An 8411-nucleotide genomic window follows, 5' to 3' on the forward strand; every position below is an offset into this window, starting at 1 on the left:
ACCTTCCAATGGCAACGCCCCGCCGGACACACAGAATCCAGCGGGGCGTTTTAGCACAAAACAAAAACCGGGCTCATCCCTCACGGAATGAGCCCGGGCAACCTGGTGGAAGATTAGGGACTCGAACCCAAGACCTCTGCGATGTGAACGCAGCGCTCTAACCAGCTGAGCTAATCTTCCATGTGGGGTCAACGATAGATATTATACGGCATTTATACCGTTTTGTCAACCCCATTTTTGAGAGTTTTTTGGAAACGTTATTTTACTTGCTCAGTGCCTCGGCCAGTTCTTCCACCTGGGCTTTGCTGGCGGCATTGAGGGCGCTCTTGATGCTGACCGTCTGATCCAGAATCGTCAGGTTCTTGCTGTTCTCCAGCATTTTACGCATCACACGGCCGGCCGTGGGTGCCCAGGTGCCGTTTTCGATGATACCCACCGTGCGGTTCTGGTAGTTACGCTCGGTCAGATGCTCGATAAAGCTGCGGGTAAACGGGAACACTTCGCCGTTGTAGGTCGGGGATGCCAGCACCAGCTTGCTGTAACGGAAAGCCTGGGCCACTGCTTCCGACATATCGCTGCGGGCCAGGTCCATAACCGTAACATCCATGCCCTTCTTGCGGAGCTCTTCGCCCAGCATTTCAGCGGCTTCTTTGGTATGGCCGTAGATGGAGCTGTACGCCACCAGTACGCCTTCCGTCTCAGGGCGGTAAGCGCTCCAGGCATCGTACACAGCCAGCACATCGCCCAGCTGTTCCTTGTGCAGGACCGGACCATGGAGAGAGCAGACCGTTTCGATATCAAGGCCGGCAGCCTTCTTCAAGACAGCCTGAACCTGCGGGCCATACTTGCCCACAATGCCAATGTAATACCGGCGGGCTTCGGGCAGCCACTCTTCCTCAACGTCCAGCGCACCGAACTTGCCGAAGGCATCCGCGCTGAACAGCACCTTGGCAGTGGCATCATAGGTCATGATAACCTCAGGCCAATGCACCATGGGCGCTGTGACAAAATGCAAAGTATGGGTACCCAGTTCCAGCGTGTCGCCCTCTTTGACAATGAGGCAGCGGCTGGTAAAGTCGGTATCAAAGAACTGCTGCATAATGGCAACAGCCTTTGCAGACGCCACGATCTGGGTGTTGGGGTAAGCCTGTGCAAAGGCGTACACAGAACCGGAGTGGTCAGGCTCCATGTGCTGCACAATCAGGTAATCCGGCGTACGGCCGCCCAGGACTGCCGCAATATTGGTCAGCCATGCATCGGTGAAATGCGCATCGACGGAGTCCATAACCGCAACTTTCTCATCCTGGATCAGGTAAGAGTTGTATGCCATGCCGTTGGGCACTTTGTACTGGCCCTCAAACAGGTCCACGTCATGGTCGTTGACGCCAACATACAAAATATCTTTGGTGATTTCCATTTTGGTAAACCTCCTCGAACTTTTATAAGTAAACAAAAGATTCTCCACAGGATAGTATAACATATACAAACGCATCTGTCCCCTGTTTTGAGAAAAAAATTGCAAAGAACACAAAAAATTCCCCGCCTTGCGGCGGGGAACATGTTGCGAAAGTTAGTGCACTTCCGGTGCGGGAACCGGCGCATCCACGGGACGCGGAGCGCCTTCCACCCACTGAATGGCTTTCTTGGGGCACTTGGTCACACAGGTACCGCAGCCGTTGCACTTGGTATAATCGATAACGGCCACGTTATCCTTGAGGAAGATTGCCTGCTGCGGGCAGTTGCGCACACACAGGCCGCAGGCAATGCAGCCCACCTTGCAGGTCTTATTGACCACAACGCCCTTATCCTTGTTGGAGCACTTGACAACGGGCTGGGGTGCAATGGGCTTCATCTGGATGACTTTGCGCGGGCAGACCGCCGTGCAGGCGGTACAACCGGTGCACTTGCTGCGGTCGACCACCGCCACACCATTGATCACATGGATGGCATCAAACTTGCAGGCGCGGGTGCAGTCACCCAGGCCCAGGCAGCCATACGAACAGGCACTGGGGCCGCCGGCCACAGCTGCAGCCGCTGCGCAGGTCTGGATGCCCTTGTAATCAAACCGCTTGCCGCAGTTTTCGCCGCCGGCACAGATCACCGTAGCGCGCATGCTGGGACGGTCGGATTCTTCCGCACCCATAATGCGGTTGATGGCATCCGCCGTCTTGTCGCCGCCGGGGGCACACTTGAAGGTGGGGGCACCATCTTCCACAATAGCTTTTGCATAGTCGGCACAACCGGCATAGCCACAGCCACCGCAGTTGGCACCGGCCAGGCAGTCGGTAATCTGGGCAATGCGGGGGTCCTCATACACAGCCATGAACTTGGAGGCCAGCACCAGGATAAAGCCGCCAACCAGGCCCAGCACCACCAGCACGACGATAGCCAATACGATCGGGTTCATTCTTTCCATTCCCCTTTCTTACAGAATCGCGTTGATGATGTTTTCCACCAGGCCGCCAAAGCCCATAAAGCTGAGCGACGTGATGGCCGCAGAAACCAGCGTAATGGGCAAGCCCTTGAAGCTTTCGGGCGGGTTGGAGTTTTCCACGCGCTGACGCACGCCGCAGAACAGCAGCATGGCTACCAGGAAGCCAACGCCTGCGCCCGCAGCACAGACCAGTGCTTCGGCATAGGCCAGACCAAAACCATACTGGGTAACAACCGCAGAGTAGTCCTGCACGGCCAGGATGGTAACGCCCAGCACGCAGCAGTTGGTGGTGATCAGCGGCAGGTACACGCCCAGGGACTGGTACAGAGCCGGGACGTAACGCTTCAGGGTGATCTCAATGAGCTGGACAAGGACCGCAATGACCAGAATGAAAATGATGGTCTGCATGTAGCCCAGGTTGAAAGCGTCCAGCAGGAAAATCTGCAGCGGGAAGGTAACTGCCGTGGCAATGACCATGACCACGATAACAGCCATGCCCATGCCGAAGGAGGAATCCAGTTTCTTGGAAACGCCCAGGAAGGGGCAGATGCCGAGGAACTGTACCAGAACGTAGTTATTGACCAGGATCATGCTGAAGAAGATCGTGGCAAATGTTGCGATATGGGAACTCATTCTTCAGCGCCCCCTTTCTGTTCGGCCTTGGCGGCGTCGACCTGGTCCAGCATCACATCACCGCAGGTCTTGCGTTCAATGGGCTTGTTGAGCTTGCGCTCCAGCCAGACGCAGCCGGCCATGAGGCAGCCAAACACGAAGAAACCGCCGGGTGCGGAGTTCATGACCGTCATACGGTCCACACTCTCGGGAATGACCGTAATGCCCAGCCAGGTGCCGCTGCCGATGATCTCGCGGATGGAGGACATCAGCGCCATGGTCAGGATGTAACCGATGCCCATGCCCAGACCGTCAAGGGCAGAGTCTACCACCGTGTTCTTGCAGGCGAACATCTCGGCACGGCCCAGAATGATGCAGTTAACGACGATCAGCGCCAGGAAAACACCCAGCGACTTGTACAGTTCCGGCACAAAGGCCTGCAGGACCATCTGAACCACCGTAACGAAGGTGGCAATGATCACAATGTAGCAAGGCAGATGCACCTTGGCGGGAATGGCCTTGCGCAGTGCCGAGATAACAATGTTGGAGCAGACCAGCACGAAGGTCATGGACAGGCCCATGCCCACAGCGCCGGAAACTGTGGTGGTAACAGCCAGTGCGGAACAGCAGCCCAGCACCAGGCGCAGAACGGGGTTTTCACGAATGATACCCGCAGTAAATACTTTCCATTTGCTCGGTTTTTCAGCCATCGTTACTCGCCCCCTTTGATCTGATTGGTGTAGCAGTCGATGGCCGCGTTGACGGCAGAAAAGACCGCGTTGCTGGAATACGTCGCGCTGGCGATGCCGTCCACCGGAGAGCCGCTGGACACCGCGCCGCCATTCCAGCCAATGAAGCCTGAAGTGAAGCTGTCATCCGCCACCTTGGAACCGATGCCGGTGGTCTGGGTGGAAGCATCCACGCTGATGTTGGTGATGGCACCGTTGGCATCGAATGCCACGTAAACGGTGACATCCTTGCCGGAATAACCGCTGGAAGCTGCCTTGACCGCAGCTGCACCGGCAGAGGTGGTCACAGCACCCTGCACATCCCCTGTGGCAGGATCAATGCCTTCCACTTCGGTAAGGTCCCCTTCCGTCGTACCTTCGGGCAATACCGACAGATAGGCAGCCAGGGTTTCCGCCTTGGTGTTTTCTTCGATGATCGGGGCGGTCACGTCATTCAAAACCGCCAGCAGGGCGCTGCACACCAGGCAGATGACCACCAGTACAATGACCGGCAGCACCAGTTCCTTAAAGGCGCTCTGCTTTTCCGGGGTCTGGTTGTTTGCCATCAGTCAGCACCCCCTTCCTTTTTTGCTTTGGCCTTTTTGGCCTTCTTGAAGCCCAGCGGCACCTGATGGCCCCAGGCATTGAACCACGGCACCATCAGGTTGCCCAGCAGGATGGCAAAGCTCATGCCCTCATTCATGCTGGCAAAGTGACGGATCAGGAAGGTCAGCAGACCAATAAAGATACCGTAGAACAGTTTTCCTTTGGTAGTGAAGGGACTGGTCACATAGTCGGTCGCCATAAACACCGCACCGAACAGCAGACCGCCTGCCATGCACTCCATCAGCGCCACATAGGGATCACCGGTGTACAGGGCCGTCAGGATGTAGCAGGTTGCCACAATGCTGACGGGAATGGTAGCCTGGATGGTGCCGGTAGCCAGCAGAATGGCAAAGCCGGCCAGGATGGCCAGGACGCAGGTTTCACCCAGCATACCGCCATGCAGGCCCAGGAACATATCCATAAAATTGACAGTGCTCAGGTCCACCGAAGAAGCCAGCGGCGTGGCGGAAGCCAGCGAATCCACCGCCATATCGGGGTAGACATACGCCGTCATACGGGCAGTAAAGCCCAGGAACAGCACAATACGGCCGACCAGAGCGGGGTTGGCGAAGTTATAACCGATACCGCCAAACAGCTGTTTGGTGATGATGATGGCCACAAACGCACCTACCACCGCGATCCACAGCGGCATACCCACCGGCATGTTCAATGCCAGGATAATACCGGTAACCACGGCAGAGAGGTCCCCCACCGTGTTCTGCTTATGCAGCAGAACCTCATAAATGTACTCAAACGCCACACAGGCAAAGGTCGTTACGACCACCTGTACCAACGCCTGCACGCCGAAGATCAGGGCCGATGCCAGCACGCAGGGCAGCAGGGCGATGACCACATTGCCCATCAGGCCACGGGTCGTGGAATGATCCCGGATATGCGGCGAGGCAGTTACAAGCAAACGTTCTTCCATTTGTTATTTGCCTCCTTTCCGCAGTTCACCCATATACCACGCCTTGGCCAGCGTCATGGTCTGGCTGACGGGACGCTTGGCCGGGCAGGCATAGCTGCAGCTGCCGCAAGCCACACACAGATCAACACAGCGCGCCTTGAGGGTGTCAAAGTCCTTATTATTGAAAGCCTCTGCCACCACAACGGGTTCCAGACCCATGGGGCAGGCATCGATGCAGCGGCCGCAGCGAATGCAGGCAGATGCTTCCGGCAGGCTGGCGGCTTTCTTGCTGAAAAGCAGCAGGCCGTTGTTCTGCTTCAATACGGGGAAGTCGGCGCTGGGAGCGGCACCGCCCATCATGGGGCCGCCAAAAATGATTTTGCCCAGTTCCACATCAGGTTTGATGCCGCCGCAGGCTTCGATCACGTCACGGTACAGCGTACCGATGGGTACTTCCACATTCTGCGGCTTGGCAATAGCATCCCCTTCCACGGTAACGCGCTTGGTGATCAGCGGAATACCGGTCTTGAGGAATTTGCCCAGCGTGGAAACACTGGTTACGTTCATGATGATGCAGCCCACATCGGCAGGCAGACCCGGCTTGCCGGAAGGACCTACCTGCGGCACTTCCCGGCCGGTGCAGGTTTCCACCAGCGTCTTTTCGGCGCCCTGCGGGTAACGCGTGGGCAGCGGCTTGACGGTAACGCCGGGCATCTTACGCACCAGAGAGCACATCAGGTCGATGCATTCGGGCTTGTTGCGCTCAATGCCGATGATGCAGTTGGGGATATTGCAGTACTTCATGACTGCGGCAATGCCGGAAATGATCGTATCACTGCATTCCAGCATTTCGCGGCAGTCGGTAGTGAGGTAAGGCTCACACTCTGCCGCGTTGATCAGCAGCGTATCAACGGTATCCGCCGCCAGTTTGACATGGGTCGGGAAGCCGGCACCGCCGACGCCCACCAGGCCACAGGCCTGAATGGCCGCCAGCAGACTGGCTTTGTCCGTGACCTCCGGCGGTACACAGGCCGGGTCCACCGTCTGCTGACCGTCGGTCTTGATGGCCACCGCAGTGGTCATCGCACCGTTGACCATACGCATCGGCGCAACATCCTGCACAGTGCCCGATACGCTGGAGTGGATGTTGGCACTGACAAAGCCGCCCGCTTTGCCGATCAAGGTGCCAACCATGACCGTGTCGCCCTTTTTGACGACGGGTTCCGCGGGTGCGCCAATGTGCATCGACATGGGAATGATGACGTGCTCGGGGACCGGCATTTTAACGGTCGGCTGCCCGGCTGTCGCCTTCACATGCGGCACGCTCGCGCCTTTGGCGGAACGCTTTAGGGATTTGAACAATCTTTTTCCCCCATTTCTCATTTTTCTTTCGCATTGCCGGTTCTCCCCCAAAGGAGATCGCTCTTCCTGCAATACGTCGAAGTATACCTAATTATTTTACCATGTTAAAAAAACAAGTCAAGTTTTCATGTCAGACAAAGACTTGCATTTTGACCGATTACGCAATTTCTGCAACAATTTGCGCAAATGTTGCAAAGGATGTACGATGCTTGCATCTTCTCGGTTTTTATGGTAGTATGGTGCTAACGATCGTTATACAGTGATTTTTCTCTTCAAGGAGGCAGGTATGAAACATTTTTGCAAGGTATTGGCCCTTTTGATTGCAGCCGGTGGCCTGCTGACCTTTATGGCATTTTTATGCGGCCGCCGCAAGCGCCGCAAACAGGCCAACTACGTTACATTGTATCAATATGACGACTAAACAAAGCCGCCCCGGCTCCTTACGGATGCCGGGACGGTTTTTTACAGGATTGTGCTTGCTCTTTTGCTTACAGGTCGATTTCCTGCAGGCGCAGCAGTGCCAGAATATAAATTTTCAGTGCTTCCATCAGCTTCTCAAAGGGAGCGCCCTCGTTTGCACCATGCATCGGGCCTGCAAATTCAGGGATCTCCAGGTCGGTATGCTCGGGACCGAAGCTGACCGCATAGGGGAAATGACGGGCATAGGTGCCGCCGCCCATGGTAAAGGGGGTCTTGTTCTCCCCTGTTACATCGTTGTAGGTGTTGATGAGCGTCTGGATGGCCGGGCTGTCCGCTGCAATATAGAAGGGCACGCGGCTGGTCAGGTTCTCCAGATGTGCAGCTGTTCCGCAGACTTTTTCCAGCGCAGCAGTCATCTTTTCGGGATCTGTGTTGGTGGGATACCGGCAGTCGAAGCTCTGGCGGATTACGCCGTCCTTCATTTCAATCGTTCCGCCAATGATGGTCAGCGGATCAAACAGGCCGTCGTCGGCGGCAATGCCCAGAGTGCTGCCGTCCGTAGCAGCGTGCAGCGTATGCAGCACCTGCAGGTAAGCCTGCTCCTGCGGCGTGCAGACGCCACTCTGCAGCAGGCAGTCTACCAGAAGTCCAATGGCATTGACCGTACCGGCCGGCATAGCCGCATGACCGCTCTTGCCCCAGCCGTGCAGCACGGTCGTGCCGTTTTCGCCGGCTTCCACCGTCACACCCTCGATGACTTTGATCTGATCGGGTGCCACACGCACCGTGCAGCTGGCACGGTCCGGCACCGCATTGCGTGCCACACCGCCCGCAAAGGAGAGAATGACACCATCATTCAGCACCGGGCTGACGATTTCACCATTGAAGCCGCCTTTTTCGCCATTGCAGACCGGGAATTCCGCGTCGGGCGTAAAGCAGAAGGCAGGCATCGGGTAATGCCCGGCGTAATAATCCACGTCGTGCATGTTGGTTTCCTCGTTGGTTCCCAACAGCGCACGGACAGGGTATTTCAGTTCCGCACCGCTATCCTTGAGATATTTCAGCGCATACAGGCACAGGATGCTGGGACCTTTGTCATCGGCCACGCCGCGGCCCAGAATCCAGCCATCCCGCACACGTACCGTATACGGGTCGGCATCCCAGCCGTTACCTTCCGGTACAACGTCGGTATGAGTAATCGTGGCCAGGTATTTCTGGCCCTCGGCAATGGTGCCGGTCTCGGCCCAGCCGATATATCCTTCGGCATTGCAGGTCTGCAAACCCAGCTCGGCCGCAATTTCCAGCGCTTTGTCCAGTGCGGCCTTGGGGCCTGCGCCAAAGG

At 56.7% G+C, this 8411-nt stretch carries 9 protein-coding genes and 1 tRNA gene; 1 reads left to right on the forward strand and 9 read right to left on the reverse strand.

The features are described 5' to 3' along the window. Positions 1-103: 103 nt before the first annotated feature. The 8 genes from H6B10_RS02120 to rsxC all read right to left on the reverse strand — a co-directional run bounded on the left by H6B10_RS02120 (position 104) and on the right by rsxC (position 6670). Positions 104-180: transfer RNA gene (locus tag H6B10_RS02120), tRNA-Val, on the reverse strand. Between the two features lie 82 nt (positions 181-262). Then, on the reverse strand, positions 263-1417 hold the full coding sequence (locus H6B10_RS02125; protein WP_204649267.1) for an FprA family A-type flavoprotein: 1155 nt from the start codon (positions 1415-1417) through the stop codon (positions 263-265). A 153-nt stretch (positions 1418-1570) separates the two neighbouring features. Beyond that, the gene (locus tag H6B10_RS02130) at positions 1571-2407 is read right to left on the reverse strand and encodes an RnfABCDGE type electron transport complex subunit B (protein ID WP_204649268.1); all 837 of its coding nucleotides are present in this window, start codon (positions 2405-2407) and stop codon (positions 1571-1573) included. 18 nt (positions 2408-2425) lie between these two features. Next, the gene (locus H6B10_RS02135) at positions 2426-3067 is read right to left on the reverse strand and encodes an electron transport complex protein RnfA (RefSeq protein WP_204649269.1); all 642 of its coding nucleotides are present in this window, start codon (positions 3065-3067) and stop codon (positions 2426-2428) included. Beyond that, the gene (gene rsxE / locus H6B10_RS02140; protein WP_204649270.1) at positions 3064-3756 is read right to left on the reverse strand and encodes an electron transport complex subunit RsxE; all 693 of its coding nucleotides are present in this window, start codon (positions 3754-3756) and stop codon (positions 3064-3066) included. Before rsxE ends, H6B10_RS02135 begins: the two co-directional genes overlap by 4 nt. Positions 3757-3758: 2 nt before the next feature. After that, positions 3759-4340 (reverse strand): FMN-binding protein, encoded by a 582-nt coding sequence (locus tag H6B10_RS02145; RefSeq protein WP_204649271.1) that lies wholly within the window; start codon positions 4338-4340, stop codon positions 3759-3761. After that, positions 4340-5308: an RnfABCDGE type electron transport complex subunit D gene (locus H6B10_RS02150; RefSeq protein ID WP_204649272.1), complete on the reverse strand. Its 969-nt coding sequence runs from the start codon at positions 5306-5308 to the stop codon at positions 4340-4342. The genes H6B10_RS02145 and H6B10_RS02150 overlap by 1 nt, the downstream gene beginning before the upstream one ends. A gap of 3 nt (positions 5309-5311) precedes the next feature. Next, positions 5312-6670, reverse strand: a complete 1359-nt coding sequence (gene rsxC, locus H6B10_RS02155) for an electron transport complex subunit RsxC (RefSeq protein WP_204649273.1) — start codon at positions 6668-6670, stop codon at positions 5312-5314. Between the two features lie 265 nt (positions 6671-6935). On the opposite strand from rsxC, the gene H6B10_RS18675 reads away from it, so the two are divergent. Continuing rightward, positions 6936-7070, forward strand: coding sequence for a hypothetical protein (locus H6B10_RS18675; protein WP_275951048.1), 135 nt, complete (start codon positions 6936-6938; stop codon positions 7068-7070). A 67-nt stretch (positions 7071-7137) separates the two neighbouring features. Here the strand turns inward: H6B10_RS18675 and H6B10_RS02160 are convergent. Next, the coding region (locus H6B10_RS02160; RefSeq protein WP_204649274.1) for a Sapep family Mn(2+)-dependent dipeptidase at positions 7138-8411 on the reverse strand (1274 nt) is incomplete at its 5' end.

Source organism: Gemmiger formicilis (assembly GCF_016901605.1).
Lineage (GTDB): Bacteria > Bacillota > Clostridia > Oscillospirales > Ruminococcaceae > Gemmiger > Gemmiger formicilis_B.

Bases quoted from the DNA above. Each gene is read 5' to 3' on its own strand.
- H6B10_RS02125 (WP_204649267.1), bottom strand. From the start codon at position 1,417: ATGGAAATCACCAAAGATATTTTGTATGTTGGCGTCAACGACCATGAC.
- H6B10_RS02130 (WP_204649268.1), bottom strand. From the start codon at position 2,407: ATGAACCCGATCGTATTGGCTATCGTCGTGCTGGTGGTGCTGGGCCTG.
- H6B10_RS02135 (WP_204649269.1), bottom strand. From the start codon at position 3,067: ATGAGTTCCCATATCGCAACATTTGCCACGATCTTCTTCAGCATGATC.
- rsxE (WP_204649270.1), bottom strand. From the start codon at position 3,756: ATGGCTGAAAAACCGAGCAAATGGAAAGTATTTACTGCGGGTATCATT.
- H6B10_RS02145 (WP_204649271.1), bottom strand. From the start codon at position 4,340: ATGGCAAACAACCAGACCCCGGAAAAGCAGAGCGCCTTTAAGGAACTG.
- H6B10_RS02150 (WP_204649272.1), bottom strand. From the start codon at position 5,308: ATGGAAGAACGTTTGCTTGTAACTGCCTCGCCGCATATCCGGGATCAT.
- rsxC (WP_204649273.1), bottom strand. From the start codon at position 6,670: ATGAGAAATGGGGGAAAAAGATTGTTCAAATCCCTAAAGCGTTCCGCC.
- H6B10_RS18675 (WP_275951048.1), top strand. From the start codon at position 6,936: ATGAAACATTTTTGCAAGGTATTGGCCCTTTTGATTGCAGCCGGTGGC.